Below are 19737 nucleotides of genomic sequence, written 5' to 3'. Positions count from 1 at the left end.
CGCAAGGGCTCTTCGCAATGACGGAGATGCGGAAGCAGCCGAGCTAGTTCGCCAGATACCGCTCATAGCTGCCGGTCACCGGCTCGCTCGCATCGACTTCAGGGTCGAGCGTGTAGAGATCCTGCGCGCGGCCGATGCCGCGCAGCGCATAGCGGCCGGTGGAAACGAGGTAGCGGCGGCCGGCGGCATCCAGGCCCTTGTAGAACTCGGCTGACGCCAGCAGCTCCCGATCGACCGAGCGGCTCATCGAGGCGATGCGGCTAACCTCGTTCACGGTCGGCCCCACCACGGTGAAATCGAGCCGGTCCTCGCTGCCGATATTGCCGTAAAAGACCTCGCCGACATGCAGGCCGATATAGGCCGACGTGGTCGGGCGGCCCTCCGCCGCCCGGCGCGCATTCAGCGCCGCGATGTTCTGGCGAAACAGGTGCTCGGCCCGCAGCGCGGCCCGCCGCGCATCGGCCATGTCCTCGCCCCAGAACATCGCCAGCACGCCGTCGCCGATCAGCTTCAGCACGTCGCCACCTGCCTCGTGGATCGCGTCGATCACGGCCTGGGCGTAGTCGTTGAGGAACGGGATGATCTCGTCAGGGGCGATGCTCTCGCTGATCCCGGTCGAGCCGCGCAAATCCGAATACCAGAGCACGGCATTGATGCGCTCGGTGACGCCGCGCGATATCCGCCCGCGCAGGACCTGCTCGGAGGCATCGCGCCCGAGATAGACCCGCCCCAGCGTCCGCACGATGTCGACCTGCTGCGCCGATTTGATCGCAAGTCCCAGCACCGGCACGAGATCGCGCAGCGCGGCGAGCTCGGCTTCGCTAAAACCTTCGTCCCGCCGCGTCGTCCAGTAGGAGTAGAGGCAGTCCATCTGCCCGAGCGCTCCGGTCTCGCCGAAGCGGTGCACGAAGGCCAGGAAATGGCGGTGACCGTGTTCGGCGAGCTCGCCGATCTGCGCGAAATCGAGCGAGGGCGCGTCGGCAAGATCGATCACCATCTCGTCGTGGCCATGCTCGAGCAGATGATAGAACACCGAGCGGCGCCAGTTCTTGGCCGCGTCGCCATCCGCCGTCGAGCCGTATTCGATGACGTTGCTCTCGTTGCTCGGCGTGTCGCTCCAGCGGAAGGCACGGCCCTCGTAGATCGGATGCAAGGTGTCGATGACGACGAGGCCGCGCGAAAGTTCCAGTCCTTCAGCGCGGCAGCGCTCGCAGAAGCCGCGCAAGAGTTCGGGTTCGGGAAGGCCGGTGAGCCCCTGGCCGGCCACCCAGTTCATCAACGCAAGGCGGGAGGTGAGTTGCATACGCCATTATGGCGTGCATTCGTGACGAACGAAAGGCCGCAACCAAGGCTCGCACGGCCAGCAGGTCGAATATGCCGCCAACGCTGTTGACGCGCTCTCGCCTCGGGTCGCAAATGCTGAAGATGACACCAAAGGCCAGAAATTCGACGACATGAGCCAGCGCCAGCTTCCGATCATCCTCGCGCTCGGCACCACGCAGACCCTGGCCTGGGCTTCCAGCTATTATCTGCCGGCCCTGCTCGCCGATCCCATGGCGCACGACCTCGGCATCTCCAGCAACTGGATTTTTGGCGCGTTCTCAGCCTCGCTCGTGATCTCCGCGATGCTGGGCCCCCGCATCGGGCGACAGATCGACCTCGTCGGCGGGCGACAGGTGTTGTCCGCCTCGAACCTGACCATTGCCGCCGGCCTCGTCCTGCTCGGCTTCTCCCAGTCGGTGGCGGTGATGACCTTCGCCTGGTTCGTGCTCGGCATCGGCATGGCGATGGGGCTTTACGATGCCGCGTTCGCGGCGCTCGGCCGCATCTATGGCACGGAAGCACGCGGCTCGATCACCGGCATCACCTTGATGGCCGGATTCGCCTCGACCGTGGGCTGGCCGCTCACCGCCTGGGGATTGGCCCATATCGGCTGGCGCGAGACCTGCTTCGCCTGGGCTGCCGCCAACGTCCTGATCGGCTTGCCCCTCAATTTCTTCATGCTGCCTTCGATCAAGGGCGCCAGGCAGGCCGCGGCAACGGCGGAGAAACCGCACGTCCCGCTCGACCGCACCATGGTCCTGTTCGCCTTCGTCTTTGCCGCGGTCTGGACCGTCACCGGCGCCATGGCCGTGCACTTTCCGCGCATCCTGGAGGCGACCGGTGCGAGCCATGTCGAGGCGATCGCGGCCGGCGCGTTGATCGGGCCGGCCCAGGTGGTCGCGCGCATTCTCGAAGCCAGCGTCCTCTCCCGCTTCCATCCATTGTGGTCGACCCGCCTGGCCTGCGTCACCCACCCGATTGGCGCGGCCGTCGTCGCCATCTTCGGCGCACCGGCCGCGAGCGCCTTTGCGCTGCTGCACGGCTCCGGCAACGGCATCTTGACGATCGCGCGCGGAACGCTGCCGCTGGCGATCTTCGGCCCGAAGGATTTCGGCTACCGCCTCGGCATCATCGGCGCGCCGGCGCGGATGGCGCAGGCGATCGCGCCGCTGGCCTTTGGCCTGCTGATCGACATGATGGGGGCCAAGGTGCTGATGGTCTCATCCGCGCTCAGCCTGTCAGCGCTGGCCGCGCTGTTCCTGATCCGCGCAGAGAAGCGGCCGGATTGACCGTGCCGCCGCTTTCGCGCACAAGCGCTGGCATGACCGACGACAAGAGCCCGCCCCGCACCCTCAAAGGCCTGATCCGCTGGGCCATGACGCCGCCGCAGGCCTGGGGCGTCTATCTGCTGGCTTTGCTCCTGGTGTGGCTGGTCTCGTTCTATGCCGGGACGCTGAAGCCGAAGAAGACGCCGGACGCAAGCCCGCCGCCGGTCACCGCACCGAAAAGCTGATCCTGTTTCAGTTGTAAAACTCCGGCGACATCTTCTGGGTGTCGCGCTGGGCCTTGTCGTGGTTGATCCAGAGCTGCGCCTTTTCCTTGTCGAGCGTGTCGGCAATCTTCTGCATCGAGGCCGCGCTCTGGTCCTTGTTCGCGTTCATGCTGGGAACGCGGCGGTTGTCCCAATTGTCCTTGAAGTGAACGGCATCGCCTGAGAGCACCACCACGCCGGTCTTCGGCAGCCGCACCATCAGCGATTGGTGCCCCGGCGTGTGGCCGGGCGTCGAGAGAATGGTGATGCTGCCGTCGCCGAACACGTCCTTGTCACCGGCGAGCAGCTCGACGGGATGTGAGGGCTTGAAGCGCGGCTCGTTGTTGGCGCCGGGCCAGTCATACTCGACTTTCTGCACGTAGAGCCTCGCCTGCGGGAACATCTCGACATTGCCGATGTGATCGGGGTGCGTGTGCGAGACGCCCATCACCTTGACGTCGGCGGGCTTCACGCCGATCTGCTCGAGCTGCGAAGCCAGCGTCTTCGGGCGTCGCCAGGTGACGGCCTTGGGATCGGCCGGCACAAGGCCGTTTGGCATCGCCGCGACGGCGTCGGCAATCCCGGTGTCCCACAGGAACCAGCCCTGGCTGTGCTTGATGAGATAGCAGGTGTCGACGAAATCCATCGGCTTGCCTTCGTTTACCCCCGGTGACCAGCGCCCGATATCGCCGGCAACGCCCTCCCCGCAATTCATGATGTAAAGCCTTTCGACGCCCGGCTTCTGCGCGAACGCAGCCTGGGCGGACAGCGCGAGTGCGGCCATAGCGAGAGCGAGCTTGAATTTGCGGGTCATCCTGGTCCTTCCTGCAGCCTTCTCTTTGCGACCGAGGATCAACCCCGGCCCCGCCGCAGAATTCCGCTTCCACGCACTCCAGGCGTGAGCGAATATCATTCTTGCGTACAATGCCATGGTATCAGGCGATTGACAGGTCGGCGTGGTTTCGCTGTAATCACGGCATGGGGATTTGAGCGATCTCCCCACGAGGCGACATGCCCAAGTATCGCGTCCCGTTCAGTTCCCACGAGGACGCATCAACATGCCTACATTCACGACGATATCTTCAGATAAATTGGCGCGCCTGATCGGCACGGCCAATGCTCCTGTCCTGATCGATGTCCGCACCGAGGACGATTTTGCCGCCGACCGGCGGCTGATCCCCGGCTCGATCAAACTCAGCCACGAGACGGTTGCGGAATGGGGCGGGCAATTTGCCGGCCGCCGCACCGTCGTCTCCTGCCTGCGTGGAGAAAAGCTCGCGCAGGGCACCGCGGCGTGGCTGCGCCAGCTCGGCGCCGAGGCCGAAACGCTCGAGGGCGGTTTCGAGGGCTGGAAAGCAGCAAATCTGCCGCTGCTCGACACCCGCAAGCTGCCCCCACGCGATGCCAAGGGGCGCACGGTCTGGGTGACGCGCGCCCGGCCCAAGATCGACCGCATCGCCTGCCCCTGGCTGATCCGCCGCTTCGTCGATCCCGCCGCGGTGTTCTTGTTTGTCGCGCCGCCCGAAGTGGTCGCGGTCGGCGAGCGCTTCAAGGCTGCGCCCTTCGACATCGAGAACGTGTTCTGGAGCCACCGCGGTGAACTCTGCACCTTCGACGTGATGATCGAGGAGTTCGGCATTGCCACGCCGGCGCTGCTGCGGCTCGCGACTTTGGTGCGCGGCGCCGATACGGCGCGGCCCGATCTGGCCCCGGAGGCCCCAGGCCTGCTCGCAGCCTCGCTCGGGCTGTCGCGCATGTACGACGACGACCTCGAACAGCTCGAGGCCGGCATGCTGCTCTACGACGCCTTCTATCGCTGGTGCCGCGACGCCACGGCCGAGACCCACAACTGGCCGACCAACAAGGTGAAGGCGTAATGGACACTCGTAACGTTCAAGCAGGAGCTGATGCCGGTCACGGCATCAGCTTCGGTGAAGCCTTTCGTGTCTGGCTCCGTGTCGCGTCGTTGAGCTTCGGCGGGCCTGCGGGCCAGATCGCCGTGATGCACCGCATCCTGGTCGAGGAGAAGAAGTGGATATCCGAAGGCCGCTTCCTGCATGCGCTGAACTACTGCATGCTGCTGCCGGGACCCGAGGCGCAACAACTCGCTACCTATGTCGGCTGGCTGATGCATCGCACCGCGGGCGGGCTGATGGCGGGCGGGCTGTTCATCCTGCCCGGCATCATCGCCATCATGGGCCTCAGCTATATCTATGCGGCCTACGGCAATGTCAGCTTCGTCGAGGCGCTGTTCTTCGGCCTGAAGGCCGCCGTGCTCGCCATCGTCGTCGAGGCCGTGTTTCGCGTCGGCAAGCGTGCGTTGAAGAATCGCATCATGATCGCGCTGGCCGCGATCGCCTTCGTTGCGATCTTTTTCTTCGCGGTGCCGTTCCCTGTCATCATCATCGCCGCCGGCCTGATCGGCTATGCCGGCGCCCGCGCCGGCCGCACCGAGTTCGCGCCCGCGGGTCATGGCCATGGCGGCAGCAACGCAGCAATCGACAGCATGCTCGGCGAAGCCGTGCCCGAACATGTGCGTCCCGACACCGCGCGTGCGATCCGCACCGCCGCGCTCTGGCTGTGCCTGTGGCTCGTTCCGGTAATCATTCTGCTGCTGGCGCTCGGCCAGGCCAGCGTATTCAGCCAGATCGCGCTGTTCTTCTCGAAGATGGCGCTGGTCACCTTCGGCGGCGCCTATGCCGTGCTGGCCTATGTCGCCCAGCAGGCGGTTGAGCATTATCACTGGCTGAAGCCGCACGAGATGCTCGATGGCCTCGGCATGGCCGAGACCACGCCGGGCCCGCTCATCATGGTGCTCCAGTTCGTCGGCTTCATGGCGGCCTATCGCGATCCCAGCGGGCTGTCGCCGATGCTGGCGGCAACCCTCGGCGGCTTGCTCGCCACCTGGGTCACGTTCACGCCCTGCTTCCTCTGGATCTTCGTCGGCGCTCCCTACATCGAACGGCTGCGCGGCAATACAGGGCTTGCCGGTGCCTTGAGCGCGATCACCGCCGCCGTCGTCGGCGTGATCCTCAATCTGTCGATCTGGTTCGCGCTGCACACGCTGTTCCGCGAGACCGTGCCGGTGCACGCCTTCCCGCTGGATTTCGACAGGCCGGTATTGACGAGCGTCGATCTGCCGGCGCTCGTGCTGTCGATCGCAGCCGCGACCGCGATCTTCCGCTTCAAGCTCGGCATGCTGACGGTGCTGGCCGGGAGCTGCGCCGCCGGCGTGGCGTTACGGATGGTGGGGGTGATCTAAAGCGGAATTCCGCGAGCGTTGACGTGGATCAATACTGCCGACGTTGGGAGTGCGACCGGTGTGTTGAACCCGACTTGGAGTACCGACTTGGAGTACCGACTTGGAGGACGCTCCAATGTGCAAATGGGCTTTGACGATTTTGACCGTGGCTATCGCCTTGACAGCGGGGCACGCCCGGGCCCAAAGATTCGATCCGGCTTTTCCCGTTTGCTTGAACGTCGTCTCTCGCGGAATCAGTCCATACTATCGGTGCACCTATACGACGATGGACCAATGCAGGGCGTCGGCCAACGGTCAGATGTGCGTCCTCAACCCATATTACGCCGGTGCGACGGCCGGAGGGAAGAAGCGGCGCAATTCTCACCAAACATACACGCCGCCTGAGCCGCCGGTCCACCGCCGGGCCGCGCCGTACAATCAATTCAATGAACCTTATTATGGCGCCTCCCAGGGTTACGCACCGGGCGAAAAAGAACGATTTCTCCAAAGTACGAGACAATACATGTGACGGATGATGCGCCGGTCGGGCAAAGCAGCCGCGATCGGGAGGCCCTTCTGTCAAGCCCTTCGGGCGCGATGGACGTTGCAACTCGCCGCGAGAAGGCAAAGGTGCGTCTGTTGTTTGGAATTTAGATTGGAGAGCGATGGCCTCTCCGCTTGCTCCGCCATTGCGAGCGCAGCGAAGCAATCCAGGGCCTTTTTTCAGAGGGATTCTGGACTGCTTCGCTGCGCTCGCAATGCCGAGATAGCCGCGAGGACCAGCGCACACGAGGCCCGCAGCACTACCTCATCATCATCCGCGCGATCGCTTCCCCGATCACCACCGTCGTCAAGTGCGTATTGGCGCGGCAGTCGGACGGCATGATCGAGGCGTCGGCGACGCGCAGGCCCGAGATGCCCTTCACGCTGCCATCAGGATTGACGACGCCGTCGGTATCATTGACGCCGCTCATGCGGCAGCTGCCGGCAGCATGCTGGATGTCGCCGGTTTCACGCCGCAACAATGCATCGAGCTCGTGATCCGGCAGGCTTGCTGCCTGCGGCAATGTCAGGTCGGTGTCGGCGAGCCTGATCCAGTCGGCGATGCCTGACAGCGCCGGCTGCGAGGTGATCGCTGCGAGCCGCTTCACCGCATCCATCATGCGCAGCATATCGCGGGGATCGGCCAGCATGTTTTCCTCGACGATGGGATCGATCGACGGATCGGTCGAGGCCAGCTTGAGCGTGCCGCGCGAATAGGCGTTGAACAGACCGGCGCCGATCGCTCCGGGCATGCCGATGCCGCGATGATTGAACGCGATCAGGATCATGTCGCGCTTGCCGCCATTGGCGAGGCCTGAGGAATAGGTCACGCAGCAATTGGTGTGGCGGGTGTCCGGATCAGTCGGCCGCAGATCCTCTTGGAGCTGGATCGTGGCGCGAAACAGTGGATGATCGAAGAAATGCTTGCCCACAGGCAGATCGCGTTCGACCCCGATGCCCATCGCCTTCAGCTCTTCCGCAGGCCCGATGCCCGAGCGCAGCAGGATCGCCGGGCTGTGGATCGCGCCGGCGCAGAGCACGATCTGGCGCGCGCTGATCTCGTGGGTGCCCTGCCCCTCGATGTGGACGCGAAGGCCGGTCGCCCTGTTGTCGCTGATCAGGACGCGATCGACCAGCGCACGCCCGCGGATCTCCAGATTGGCGCGGCCACGCGCGGGCTCCAGATAACCCTCATTGGTGGTGATACGGCGGCTGTCGCGGCTGTTGATGGGATAGCAGGCGACGCCCTCGCCGTCAGGGCCGTTGAGATCGGCGCACCAGGGATAGCCGCTCGCGAGCGCCGCATCGCGCAAGCCGCGATCGATCGGGCCCCATTTCTCCGGTGGTGCGCGATAGACCGGCAACGGTCCGCCGCGACCATGGCCTGAGGTGTCGCCGAACTCCAGATCGTCCTCGATCACGGAGAACAGCGGCATCACCTCCCGGGCCGACCAGCCGGTGCAGCCATTGGCCGCCCACTCGTCGAAGGCATCGGCAACCCCGCGGATGGCGATCTGGCCGTTCATCATCGAGGAGCCGCCCAGCCCCTTGCCGCGCCAATAGAAACGCGGCTCCTGCCCGGCGACGCGGCGCGTCAGCAGATCGGGCCATTGCCACTTCTCCTGATATTCGCGCTGGTGGATGATCGGGATCGGGTTCGGCGTCCTGACTTCCCAGGGCGCCTCGTCGGCGCGCCAGTCGAGCCCCGCTTCGAGCAGCAGGACGCGTCGTGCCGGATCCTCGGAGAGCCTTGCTGCAACCGCGGCGCCGGCGGAGCCACCGCCGACAACAATGACATTGTACATCGCGTTACTTCTCAACGTTCCCAAAAACCGGCATGACGGACGGTATCAGACCGCGCAGACCGATGCAGCAATGGAGGAGCATTGCTGCATATCAGGAACGAGAGCCACGCCTACCCGATCACCTTGCCGAACTTGTTCGACTTCGGAAAACCCTTCGGCGGCAGCCGGCCGGCGTCGGCGCGGGTGCCTTGCCATTCGGCGAGTTCCTTCATGCTCGCCGAGAATTCGCGCCCCGCGGAGTCCTTCCAGGTCAGGCCGGCCTTGGCGTCGAACACAGCGACGTCGGACAGGCCGCCGTCCTTGTACTTCTGCAAGCGCACGCCGCGGCCGCGCGCCATCTCCGGCACCTGCTCGAGCGGGAAGATCAGCATCTTGCGGTTCTCGCCGATGACAGCGACGGTGTCGCCAAGCACCTCGGTGATCGCGCGCGCCTCGTTTGGCATGTCGACGTTGAGGACCTGCTTGCCCTTCTTGGTGGTGCCGACGCAATCATCCTCGTTGACGACGAAGCCCTGGCCCTCGTGGCTCGCCACCAGGAATTTGCGGCCCCCCTTGTGCACGAACAGCGCGACGGGCGCCGCCTCCTGCTCGAGGTCGATGAACAGGCGGATCGGCTCGCCGTGGCCACGACCGCCCGGCAGCTTCGCAACGTCGAGCGAATAGAACTTGCCGTTGGTGGCGAACAGCAAGAGCTTCGAGGTCGTCTCGGCGAAGAAGGCGAAGCCGAGCTTGTCGTCCTGCTTGAAGGCCAAGCCGGAAAGATCCTCGACATGGCCCTTCATGGTGCGGATCCAGCCCTTGTCGGAGACGACCACGGTCACCGGCTCGCGCTCGACGAGGGCTTCCTCCATCGCGGCGAGATCGTGCTCGGGCGCATCGGCGAAGGTGGTGCGGCGCTTGCCGAGCGGCGTCTTCGGGCCGAACATGTCGCGGACCTTGCCGACCTGCTCGCCGACCTTCTTCCACTGCTCGGCTTCGGACGCCAGCAGGCTCTCGATCCCTTTCAGCTCCTTGCGGAGATCCCGGTCCTCGTTGCGGATTTCCATCTCCTCGAGCCGGCGCAGATTGCGCAGACGCATGTTGAGGATGGCTTCCGCCTGGATCTCGGTGAGCTTGAACGCCTTGATCAGGGCCGGCTTCGGCTCGTCCTCGGTGCGGATGATCTTGATCACCTTGTCGAGGTTCAGATAAGCGACCAGATGACCGCCGAGGACTTCGAGCCGGTGCTCGATCTGCGCCTTGCGATAGCTGCTGCGCCGGATCAGCACATCGCGCAGATGGTCGAGCCATTCGCGCAAGGCTTCCGCGAGCCCGACGACCTTGGGGATGCGGCCCTTGATCAGCACGTTGAGGTTCAGTGGAATCTTGTTTTCGAGCTCGGTCAGCCGGAACAGCGATTCCATCATGAGCGCCGGATCGACGTTCTTCGACTTCGGCTCGATCACGATGCGGACGTCTTCGGCCGACTCGTCCCTGATGTCGCCGACCAGCGGCAGCTTCTTCTGGTCGAGCAACTCGGCGATCTTCTCGATCAGGCGCGACTTCTGCACCAGGAAGGGAATCTCGGTGACGACGACGACCCAGGTGCCACGAGCGCCCTCTTCCTGCTGCCACCTGGCGCGGACACGGAACGAGCCGCGGCCGGTGGTGTAGGCTTCAGCGATCGCCTGCTTGGAATCGACGCAGATGCCGCCGGTCGGGAAATCCGGGCCCTTGACCCACTTCAGCAGCGCCTTGGATTTCGCGTCGGGCTTCTCGATCAGGTGCAGCGCGGCGTCACAGAGTTCGGCGGCATTGTGCGGCGGGATCGAGGTCGCCATGCCGACCGCGATGCCCTGCGCGCCGTTGGCGAGCAGGTTCGGGAAGCCGCCGGGCAGCACGATCGGCTCCTTCGATTGGCCGTCGTAATTGGCGCGGAACTCGACGCCGTCCTCGTCGATGCCGTCGAGCAAAAGCCGCGCGACATCGGTCATGCGCGCTTCGGTGTAGCGGTAGGCGGCGGGGTTATCGCCGTCGATATTGCCGAAATTGCCCTGGCCGTCGACCAGCGGGTAGCGCGAGGAGAAATCCTGCGCCAGACGCACCATGGCGTCGTAGATGGCCTGGTCGCCATGCGGATGGAACGAGCCCATCACGTCGCCGACGATCTTGGCGGATTTTTTGAAAGCCGTGCCCGGGTCCAGCCTGAGCAGGCGCATGCCGTAGAGGATGCGGCGGTGGACGGGCTTCAGGCCGTCGCGCGCATCGGGCAGCGCGCGATGCATGATGGTGGAGAGCGCATAGGCGAGGTAGCGCTCTTCCAGCGCTTCCTGCAGCCGGACCTCGTGAATTTCGGCCGGTTCTTCCGGTGGAACGATTCGTTTTCCCATGCCGCCCGGTTAAACCGTGGAAGCGAATCGGGCAAGGAGGGAGTGGTTCCCTGTGGGCTGCTCCTACCCTCCCCAACCCGCCGTCACGGTCGGCTGGACGCTGGCCGGGGGTATCGCCGGCATATTGGTGACACAGCGGCGGGCCGCCTCGATCTCGGCATCGGTTGCGCCATGGGACCGCGCCCATGTCTCTGCCGCCGCAGCGGAATATTTCGCCACATAGTACCGGACAAGGGTGCAGGAGGCGCGCCGAAACACGCCAGGTTGCGGTTCGCCGGCCATTGCATCGGGCGCAAAAGCAAGCAGCGCCGCCGTCAGCGCAAAACCCTTGATCAACATCTGGGCTGTCCCCCGTTGTGGAACCAGCCCGCCCAACGCGGAAGCCCCCATTTTGTTCCAGGAAACCCCATGTCACCAGGTATTGCAGGAGCGCGATCCGCTCATGGCGCCGGCAGCGCCGCCTTGGCCTGCTGCCGCGTCAGGGCGTTGATGAAGCCGGCGCGCGCATCGGAATGGCCCTGCCCGCGCGGCTCCAGCACATGGCGCAGCAGAAACAGGCCGGTCAGCCGAAAGCCGTCCTGGAGATCCTCGTCGGTGAGGTCGTCAGCGGCTTCGCCATGGCGCAGGAAGGGCGGCAGCCGCAACAGCCGGTCGCGCCACGGCTCGCCCGCGCCGCGCGACACCGCGCCGCCGGATTTCGGCGAGACGTAGATCAGATCCGTGGTCTCCCCGGTCACCGCGCAGTTTTCGAGTGCCAGCCCGAAGCCGAGCTCGGAGAGCATGGCCAGCTCGAAATGGATGAGATGCACGGCCGCGCTGCCGACGTCGTCGAAATCGTCGAGCGAATGCTCGAGCAGCGCAAAGATGTCCTCGTGCGGATCGCGCTCGGGCAGCAGCCGCGCAATCGAGGCCAGGTGGGTGATGCCATAGACACCATGGGAGGATGCCAGCAGCGTAGCGGCGCGCAGCTTCAATCCCTCGATCGCGTAGGTGCCGAGATGCTCGTCGAGCCGCGCCCGCCACACCGCGCTGACGCTGTTGCCGGGCTGCAAGAGCGGCCGCAGCCGCGAGCTGGCGCCGCCGCGCACCAGGCCGAGATGCCGGCCGTGCTGACGCGTCAAGAGTTCGACGATGGCGCTGGATTCGCCATGCCGCCGCACACCCAGCACGATGCCTTCGTCGGTCCATTCCATGGGGATGAAGCTTATCGCATTTCGAGCTGTCGTAGGGTCGGCAAAGCGAAGCGTGCCCACGCATTTTTCGTGATCGAGAGAGGTGGTGGGCGCGGCGCAAGGGCGCGCCTTTGCCCACCCTAGGGAACCTCTCGAAATCTAGGCGTTGAACCAGCCCCTCGCATCGCCGGTGAAGGAGAAATACAGCCCGAATGCCGTCAGCACGCAGGAGACGATCTCGATGGCGCTGTCGAGCTCCAGGCCCCGCTCGCCGAGGATCTGAGCGAGTGAGATCGCCGACAGCACCAGCGCCGCTGCCAGCACCCAGCGCGGCCAGTTCTTGCGCCAGCGCGCAGCCAGCCAGACGAAATAGACCAGCAGCAGGATCATCCCGCCGGCGAGCAGCGTCGCCGTCATGATCATCTGCTCGGTCATCTCGATGGAGGGCGTGCGATCCTGCACCGCCACCGACAGCGAGTCGAGCATCAGCGAGGCATAGAGCAGCGCTTCGAAACGCTGGACGTTGCGGGGCACGCTCATAAAATACCGATCTGTTCTTGCTTATTCTTTGGGGAATTCCAGGCCCATCTCGCGGTAGCGATCGGGGTCGTCACCCCAGTTCTCGCGCACCTTGACGAACAGGAACAGATGGACCGGCACGTCCAGGATCTGCATCAGTTCCTTGCGAGAGTCCGCGCCGATCGACTTGATGGTGGCGCCGCCCTTGCCGAGCACGATCTTGCGCTGGCTTTCGCGCTCCACGAAGATCGTCTGCTCGATGCGCACCGACTTGTCCTTGCGCTCCTCCCATTTGTCGGTCTCGACCGTCGACTGGTAGGGCAATTCCTGGTGCAGCTTCTGATAGATCTTCTCGCGCGTGATCTCGGCCGCCAGTTGCCGCATCGGCGCGTCCGACATCTGGTCCTCGGGGTAAAGATACGGGCCCGGCGGCACCATCTCGGCAAGCGTGCTGCGGACGTCGTCGACACCATCGCCCGAGATCGCCGCGATCATGAAGGTTCTGACAAACTTCGTGCGCTCGTTGGCGGCCTGCGCCAGCGCCAAGAGCTTCTCGCGCTGGACCAGATCGACCTTGTTGATGACAAGGATCTTGTCGTGATTGACGCTGGCGGCCTTGGCGAGGATCGCCTCGGCCTCCTCGTCGATGCCGGTCTTGGCATCGAGCAGCACGCAGACGAGATCGGCATCATGCGCCCCGCTCCAGGCGGTCGACACCATGGCGCGGTCGAGCCGCCGCTTGGGCAGGAAGATGCCGGGCGTGTCGACCAGAATGATCTGTGCGTTGTTCTCGATCACGATGCCGCGGATCAGCGCGCGCGTGGTCTGGACCTTGCGCGAGACGATCGTGACCTTGGCCCCGACCAGCGCATTGACCAGCGTGGACTTGCCGACATTCGGCGCGCCGATCAACGCGACGAAGCCGCAGCGCGTCGCCGTGGGCGTCCCGCCGCTTGTTTCAGCCGTCATTGCCACCGCCAACGCCTTCACGTTCGATCATCACTGAAGCTGCTACTTTCTCCGCCGCGCGCTTGCTGCCGCCGATGCCTTCGGCCGGCGCCAGTCCCGGCAGGTCGACGGCGACGCGGAACTGCGGATCGTGATGCGGGCCGGTCCGCTCGACCTCGCGATAAACGGGCGTCGGCAATCCCTTGCCCTGCGCCCATTCCTGCAGCACGGTCTTGGGATCGCGCAACGGGCGCCGCGGCTTGTGCATGCGCTCGGTCCAGTTGCGCTTGACGAATTCGTCCGCCGCCGCATGGCCGCCGTCGAGGAAGATCGCGCCGATCACGGCCTCGCAGATGTCACCGAGGATGGATTTTCGCAGGCGGGCATCGGCGCTGGAGCCGACCGAGCCGAGCTTGATGTCGTCGAGCAGGCCGAGCGACTTGGCAACGTCGGCGCAGCTCTCCTTGCGCACGAGTTCGGCAAGCCGCTTGGACAACTCGCCTTCATCGGCATTCGGGAAGGCATGATAGAGCATGTCGGAGACGACGAGCCCGAGCACGTGGTCGCCGAGGAACTCCAGCCGCTGATAGCTGTCACCGCGCTTGCGCCCGGACTTCAGCGCCGAGACATGCGTGATCGCCTGCATCAAGAGGTTCGGATCAGCGAAGTGGTGGCCGATGCGGGCCTCGAGCGCCGCGTTGGCGTCGGCCGCCGCCTTGGCCTTGTCCTTGGCCTTGCTGCTCCGCGTCCGCTTCTTCTTCGCGGGCACCTTGCTTTCAGGTGCCTTGCCCTCGGGAGTCTTGTTCGCAAGCGTCTTGGTTGCAGCTTCGCCGTCAGGGGCGGCTTGCGCCTCGATCGATTGGGTCGCGACGTCCTTGGCTTCGTCTTTCATCGGACGATTTTGAAGAAGCGATTCCAGCGCACCGACCACGGCCAGCGCCAGAACATCCAGGCATGCTCGCCCTCGCCGATCGAGAAGAAGATCATCTGGGCGCGGCCGATCAGGTTTTCCGCGGGCACATAGCCGACCTGGCCGAGGAAGCGGCTGTCAGTCGAGTTATCGCGGTTGTCGCCCATCATGAAGAAGTGGCCGGGCGGCACCGTATAGACGTTGGTGTTGTCCATGTAGCCGTTGTCGGCGCAGTCGAGCGTCTCGTAGGAGACGCCGTTCGGCAGCGTCTCCTTCCAGCGCTTCACCCGCGAGATGCCGCCGCCTTCGGAGCCGCACGGATCCTCGCCGACATATTCGCTCATGCGTTGGCGCTCGACCGGGGTATCGTTGATGTAGAGCAGACCGTCCTTCATCTGGATGTGGTCGCCGGGCAGTCCGATCACGCGCTTGATGTAGTCGGTGCTGTCGTCCTTCGGCAGACGGAACACGACGATGTCACCACGGTTCGGATCCGAGCCCCAGATCCGTCCCGAGAACAGCGGCGGCGAGAACGGGATCGAATAGTGGCTGTAGCCGTAGGAATATTTCGAGACGAACAGATAATCGCCGACCAGCAGCGTCGCCTTCATCGAGCCGGACGGGATGTTGAACGGCTGAAACAGGAAGGTGCGGATCACCAGCGCGATCAGGAGAGCATGGATCACGACCCGGACCGTTTCGCCGACGCCGCTCTCAGTTTTCGTTCCTGAAGTCACGCTCATTGCTCTCTCAATTCCGGCCGGCGATCACAGAACGCTCTCCCTCCGCGAACGGCCCACCCGGCTCGCAGCCCAAGGAGATTGTCCTGATTCTGATAGTGAGGGCCAATTCCGGCGTAAAGCCGAATTCACCCAGCCTGATTTGCGTCGGCAAACTTTTAGACGGTTGTCGCAGGCCACGCAATCAAGGATCGCATCAAAAACTCGCAAGCCATTGACTTGTAACAAGAATTATAAATTAAGCACTCGTCGTTCAGGGCTTAGCCAGCGGCACGGCGGAAATGATCACGAACGCTTGCGCCAGCGGCCAGTCATCGGTGATCGACAGATCAATCTGGGCCTCGAACCCCTCCGGCGTCAGGGCCTGGAGGCGGGCCAGCGCTCCCCCGGTCAGCCGCATCGACGGCTTGCCCCCTGGCAGATTGATCACCCCCATGTCGCGCCACCAGACGCCCTGCCGGATGCCGGTGCCGAGCGCCTTGGAGCACGCCTCCTTGGCGGCAAAGCGCTTGGCATAGGTCGCCACCACCATCTTCTCGTTCTTGGCGCGCCGCTCCGCCTTGGCGCGTTCGGCGGCGGTGAAGATGCGGTCGAGGAAACGCTCGCCATGGCGCTCGATCACCTTGGCCACACGGGTGATGTCGATCAGGTCGGAGCCGATGCCGATGATCATGCACGGCTCCGGCCGCGATCCATCGCCGCCCGCATCCGGCGCACCGTCTCGGCAAGACCGACGAACAGCGCCTCGCCGATCATGTAGTAGCCGATGTTGAGCTCCATGATCTCGGGTAGCGCGGCAATCTTCTCCGCCGTCGCATAGTCAAGCCCGTGCCCGGCATGGACCTCGAGGCCCGCGTCCTTCGCCAGTTTCACGCCCGCCACGATCCGCAGCCACTCCGCCTCGGCCTTGTCGGTATGGCCGTCGGTGACGGCATCGCACCAGGCCCCGGTGTGGATCTCGATCACGGGCGCGCGCAGGCGGGCCGCCATCGCGATCTGCGCGGGATCGGCGGCGATGAACAGCGAAACGCGAATGCCGGCATCGTTCAGCCGCGCAATATAGGGCGCAAGCGCATTATGCTGGCCGACCACATCTAACCCGCCTTCGGTGGTCACCTCCTGGCGCCGCTCCGGCACCAGGCACACCGCATGCGGCTTGGTGGCGAGCGAGATCCGCATCATGTCGTCGGTCGCCGCCATCTCGAAATTCAGCGGCTTGGAGATCTCCGCCTTCAGCCGCGCCATGTCCTCGTCGCGGATGTGCCGGCGGTCCTCGCGCAAATGCGCAGTGATGCCGTCGGCGCCGGCCTCGATCGCCAGCAGCGCGGCGCGGACCGGATCCGGATGGCGGCCGCCGCGGGCGTTACGGACGGTGGCGACGTGGTCGATATTGACGCCGAGGCGGAGCGGAGATGCAGGCATTTCAGGACTCGCGAAGTGATGTTTCCCAACTCGTCATGCGCGGGCTCGACCCGCGCATCCATCTTCTTTGAAAAGATGGGTTGCCGGGTCAAGCCCGGCAACGACGTGCTTCATCCATTAACACGTTCGACTTTGGCGACGACCGCCTTGGCGCGCAGCTGGGCCAGGATCGCGCTCAAATGCTTGAGATCGTAGACTTCGAGATCGATCGTCGTCTCCGTGAAGTCGGGCGAGCGGCGCTGCATGCTGATATTGTCGATATTGCCGTCATGCTCCGCGATCACGGTCGCGATCTGCGCCAGCGCGCCGGGCTCGTTGACGTTTTCGACCTTGATACGCGCCGGGAAGCGCTGCGGCGCGGAGTCCTCGATGTCCCAGCGGACGTCGAGCCAGCGCTCCGGTTCCTCCTCGAAATCCTTCAGCGCCGGCGACTGGATCGGATAGATCGTGATCCCCTCGCCCGGCGTGACGATGCCGACGATGCGGTCACCCGGGACGGCACCGCCGTTCGGGGCGAACTTCACCGGCAGGGCGGAATTGTTGCCGCCGATGGGAATCGCAACCGGGCTGCGCGACGGCTCCGGCGACTTCTCCTTGAGCTTGGCCGCAAGTGCACCCTTCTTGATGCCGTACCGCGCGACACGCTCTTCCTTGTAGTCAGGATACATCGCGCGGGCGACATGGGAGGCCTTGATCTCACCGCGCCCCACAGCCGCCATGACGTCCTCGATCGAGGTGCGCGCCAGCCGCGGCAACGCGCCCTTGAGCTTGTCATCGGCGTATTCGATCTTGGCACGTTCAAACAGGCGCTCGACGATCCGCCGGCCGAGGCCGACATATTGATCGCGCACGGCGGTCCGCGTGGCGCGGCGGATCGCGGCACGCGCCTTGCCGGTGACCGCGAGCGTCTCCCAGGCCGAGGGCGGCGCCGACTGCGCTTCCGAGGTCAGCACCTCGACCTCGTCGCCGTTCTGCAACTCCGAGGACAAGGGCGCGAACTTGCCGTTGATCTTGCACCCCACAGCGCTGTTGCCGACGTCGGTATGCACGGCATAGGCGAAGTCGATCACATTGGCGTGGCGCGGCAGCGCGATCAGCTTGCCCTTCGGGGTGAAGCAGAACACCTGGTCGTGGAACAGCTCGAGCTTGGTGTGCTCGAGGAATTCCTCGGGATTGGCGCTCTCCGAGAGAATGCCGATGGTATGGCGCAGCCAGGCGAACGCGTTGGACTCACGCTTGAGGAATTCGGTCGGCGATCCCACGCCTTCCTTGTAGAACACATGCGCGGCGATGCCGCGCTCGGCGATCTGGTCCATCGCCTCGGTGCGGATCTGCAGCTCGACACGCTGGTTGCCGGGTCCGATCACGGTGGTGTGGATCGAGCGGTAGTCGTTCTGCTTCGGCGTCGAGATGTAGTCCTTGAACCGCCCCGGCACGACCGGCCAGGTGGTGTGGACGATGCCGAGCGCGCGATAGCAGGCCTCGATGTCGTTGACCACGACACGGAAGCCGAAGATGTCGGACAGCTGCTCGAAGCCGACCGATTTGCGCTCCATCTTGGTCCAGATCGAAAACGGCTTCTTGCGGCGGCCATAGACCCGCGCCCCCAGGCCGCGATGACGCAGATTGTTGGAGAGCTGGTCCTCGATCTCGCCGATCAGATTGCGGTTACGCTCGGCGAGCGCATCGAGCCGCTGCATCACCACCGAATAGGCTTCGGGGTCGAGGGTGCGGAAAGACAGATCCTCCAGCTCCTCGCGCATCTCCTGCATGCCCATGCGCCCGGCCAGCGGCGCGTAGATGTCGAGCGTCTCCTCGGCGATGCGCCGGCGCGATTCCGTCGGCACGAAATCGAGCGTGCGCATGTTGTGCAGGCGGTCGGCGAGCTTGACCAGGAGCACGCGGACATCGTCGGCAATCGCCAGCAGCAGCTTGCGCAGGTTCTCGGCCTGCTTGGCCTCGCGCGAGACCAGCTCGAGCCGCTTCAGCTTGGTCAGGCCCTCGACCAGCGCGCCGATCTCGGGGCCGAAGATCTGGTCGATCTCGGCACGCGTCGCCTCCGTGTCCTCGATCGTGTCGTGCAGCAGGGCGGCGACAATGGTGGCGTCGTCGAGCTTCAGATCAGTGAGAATCGCCGCCACTTCGAGCGGGTGCGAGAAATAGGGATCACCGGAGGCGCGGGTCTGCGACCCATGCGCCTTCATGGCGTAGACATAGGCGCGATTCAGCAGGTCTTCGTTGGTGTTCGGATTGTAGGACCGCACACGCTCGACGAGGTCATATTGACGCATCATCCGCGCGCGCGGCTTCGCCGGCCGTGCCACTGGCGCAGTCGGAGCGACGGCAACCGATTCGGTTGCGGCCAGCATCTGCGTGGGTCTGCGGCGTCGATACACCATGCCGTCCTGCCTTCAGACGGACCAGGAAGTGGCCCGTTGTATACATCCTAAGCTCCGATCGCGGCTGCGGCCGATCAATTCACTGACAGGCGCGGCGCGAACGGGCGACGCTATGGTAACCACGAAAACGCCAACAAAAGCAAAGGCCCGAACGCGGGTTCGGGCCTTTGATAAGATCACAAGAAGTCGACGATCGCGAGTAAGACGATTACTCGTCCTCTTCGGGCTGCTCTTCGGGCGGCGCGAGGCCTTCGAGACCCTTCAGGAGCTCCTCTTCGGTCATGCGCTCCACGGCAACTTCGGTATCGTCCGCATCGACGCTGGCGCCGGCGGAGCCGATCAGCGGAACCGTGTCCGGCTCGGGCTCGTCGACCTCGACGAACTTCTGCAGGGAGTGCACCAGCTCCTCGCGCAGGTCCTCCGGCGAGATGGTCTGGTCGGCAATTTCACGCAAAGATACAACAGGGTTCTTGTCGTTATCGCGGTCAACCGTTAGTTGTGACCCGGACGAAATCATGCGGGCGCGGTGGGCGGCCAGCAGGACCAGGTCAAACCGGTTGTCGACCTTGTCGATACAATCTTCTACGGTGACGCGAGCCATGGACTGTCGCTCCGTTGTGGGTGGGACGAAATATGTGGATGATCGGGGCTAGTTATAGGGGCTGGGCCGATTTCGCAAGGCCAAATTGTGATTTGGCCTCGCCAAACGGCTCTGCTACCCCCACATTGGGGCTGAGATGGGTGGACCCCCGGGCTGCCATGGAAAGTGGCGCCGGGTGTAAGCAGGGCCGCCATAACTATACCTTGATTGCCCC

19 protein-coding genes are annotated in these 19737 nt (G+C 64.6%); 5 read left to right on the top strand and 14 right to left on the bottom strand.

Annotated elements, in window-relative coordinates; genetic code table 11:
* Positions 1-43: 43 nt before the first annotated feature.
* Entirely contained in the window at positions 44-1303 is a 1260-nt protein-coding gene (locus tag ACNJX9_RS19375) for an adenylate/guanylate cyclase domain-containing protein (protein WP_057756426.1), read from the bottom strand.
* Between the two features lie 151 nt (positions 1304-1454).
* Here ACNJX9_RS19375 and ACNJX9_RS19370 point away from each other — a divergent pair, with 151 nt between their 5' ends.
* Positions 1455-2612, top strand: coding sequence for an MFS transporter (locus ACNJX9_RS19370; RefSeq protein WP_439409912.1), 1158 nt, complete (start codon positions 1455-1457; stop codon positions 2610-2612).
* 32 nt (positions 2613-2644) lie between these two features.
* A complete protein-coding gene (locus ACNJX9_RS19365) occupies positions 2645-2836 on the top strand; it encodes a hypothetical protein (RefSeq protein WP_057756774.1) in 192 nt (63 codons plus the stop codon).
* A gap of 7 nt (positions 2837-2843) precedes the next feature.
* Here the strand turns inward: ACNJX9_RS19365 and ACNJX9_RS19360 are convergent, their stop codons facing one another.
* Complete coding sequence (locus tag ACNJX9_RS19360) at positions 2844-3668, bottom strand: N-acyl homoserine lactonase family protein (RefSeq protein ID WP_057756432.1); 825 nt, start codon at positions 3666-3668, stop codon at positions 2844-2846.
* A gap of 244 nt (positions 3669-3912) precedes the next feature.
* On the opposite strand from ACNJX9_RS19360, the gene ACNJX9_RS19355 reads away from it, so the two are divergent.
* From ACNJX9_RS19355 to ACNJX9_RS19345, 3 genes are all read left to right on the top strand, one after another.
* On the top strand, positions 3913-4731 hold the full coding sequence (locus ACNJX9_RS19355) for a chromate resistance protein ChrB domain-containing protein (RefSeq protein WP_439409911.1): 819 nt from the start codon (positions 3913-3915) through the stop codon (positions 4729-4731).
* The gene (gene chrA, locus ACNJX9_RS19350; protein WP_439409910.1) at positions 4731-6116 is read left to right on the top strand and encodes a chromate efflux transporter; all 1386 of its coding nucleotides are present in this window, start codon (positions 4731-4733) and stop codon (positions 6114-6116) included. Before ACNJX9_RS19355 ends, chrA begins: the two co-directional genes overlap by 1 nt.
* Before the next feature lie 115 nt (positions 6117-6231).
* Complete coding sequence (locus tag ACNJX9_RS19345; RefSeq protein ID WP_439410087.1) at positions 6232-6624, top strand: DUF3551 domain-containing protein; 393 nt, start codon at positions 6232-6234, stop codon at positions 6622-6624.
* 274 nt (positions 6625-6898) lie between these two features.
* On the opposite strand, the gene ACNJX9_RS19340 is transcribed toward ACNJX9_RS19345, so the two are convergent.
* From ACNJX9_RS19340 to rpoZ, 12 genes are all read right to left on the bottom strand, one after another.
* Positions 6899-8443: a GMC family oxidoreductase gene (locus tag ACNJX9_RS19340; RefSeq protein ID WP_439409909.1), complete on the bottom strand. Its 1545-nt coding sequence runs from the start codon at positions 8441-8443 to the stop codon at positions 6899-6901.
* 110 nt (positions 8444-8553) lie between these two features.
* Positions 8554-10812, bottom strand: a complete 2259-nt coding sequence (gene parC / locus ACNJX9_RS19335; protein WP_057756443.1) for a DNA topoisomerase IV subunit A — start codon at positions 10810-10812, stop codon at positions 8554-8556.
* A gap of 63 nt (positions 10813-10875) precedes the next feature.
* A complete protein-coding gene (locus ACNJX9_RS19330; protein WP_439409908.1) occupies positions 10876-11151 on the bottom strand; it encodes a hypothetical protein in 276 nt (91 codons plus the stop codon).
* Positions 11152-11252: 101 nt separating this feature from the next.
* Entirely contained in the window at positions 11253-12005 is a 753-nt protein-coding gene (gene recO / locus ACNJX9_RS19325; protein WP_439409907.1) for a DNA repair protein RecO, read from the bottom strand.
* Positions 12006-12143: 138 nt separating this feature from the next.
* Positions 12144-12524, bottom strand: a complete 381-nt coding sequence (locus ACNJX9_RS19320) for a hypothetical protein (RefSeq protein WP_439409906.1) — start codon at positions 12522-12524, stop codon at positions 12144-12146.
* A gap of 21 nt (positions 12525-12545) precedes the next feature.
* Complete coding sequence (era, locus tag ACNJX9_RS19315) at positions 12546-13472, bottom strand: GTPase Era (RefSeq protein WP_439409905.1); 927 nt, start codon at positions 13470-13472, stop codon at positions 12546-12548.
* The gene (gene rnc, locus ACNJX9_RS19310) at positions 13462-14343 is read right to left on the bottom strand and encodes a ribonuclease III (protein WP_439409904.1); all 882 of its coding nucleotides are present in this window, start codon (positions 14341-14343) and stop codon (positions 13462-13464) included. Before rnc ends, era begins: the two co-directional genes overlap by 11 nt.
* Complete coding sequence (gene lepB / locus ACNJX9_RS19305; protein WP_057756462.1) at positions 14340-15104, bottom strand: signal peptidase I; 765 nt, start codon at positions 15102-15104, stop codon at positions 14340-14342. The genes rnc and lepB overlap by 4 nt, the downstream gene beginning before the upstream one ends.
* A 250-nt stretch (positions 15105-15354) precedes the next feature.
* Positions 15355-15774: a holo-ACP synthase gene (acpS, locus tag ACNJX9_RS19300; protein WP_057756466.1), complete on the bottom strand. Its 420-nt coding sequence runs from the start codon at positions 15772-15774 to the stop codon at positions 15355-15357.
* Positions 15771-16523: a pyridoxine 5'-phosphate synthase gene (locus ACNJX9_RS19295; protein ID WP_439409903.1), complete on the bottom strand. Its 753-nt coding sequence runs from the start codon at positions 16521-16523 to the stop codon at positions 15771-15773. The genes acpS and ACNJX9_RS19295 overlap by 4 nt, the downstream gene beginning before the upstream one ends.
* Before the next feature lie 110 nt (positions 16524-16633).
* Positions 16634-18922 carry a RelA/SpoT family protein gene (locus tag ACNJX9_RS19290; RefSeq protein WP_057756474.1) on the bottom strand — a complete coding sequence of 763 codons (2289 nt, stop codon included), beginning with the start codon at positions 18920-18922 and terminating at the stop codon, positions 16634-16636.
* Positions 18923-19130: 208 nt separating this feature from the next.
* Positions 19131-19523, bottom strand: coding sequence for a DNA-directed RNA polymerase subunit omega (gene rpoZ, locus ACNJX9_RS19285; protein WP_027522935.1), 393 nt, complete (start codon positions 19521-19523; stop codon positions 19131-19133).
* Positions 19524-19737 lie beyond the last annotated feature (214 nt).

Source organism: Bradyrhizobium sp. BLXBL-03, from assembly GCF_051853015.1.
In the GTDB taxonomy this organism is placed as follows: domain Bacteria; phylum Pseudomonadota; class Alphaproteobacteria; order Rhizobiales; family Xanthobacteraceae; genus Bradyrhizobium; species Bradyrhizobium manausense.
The sequence above is the reverse complement of the archived record's forward strand: the minus strand, read 5'-3'. Positions and strand labels throughout refer to the sequence as shown.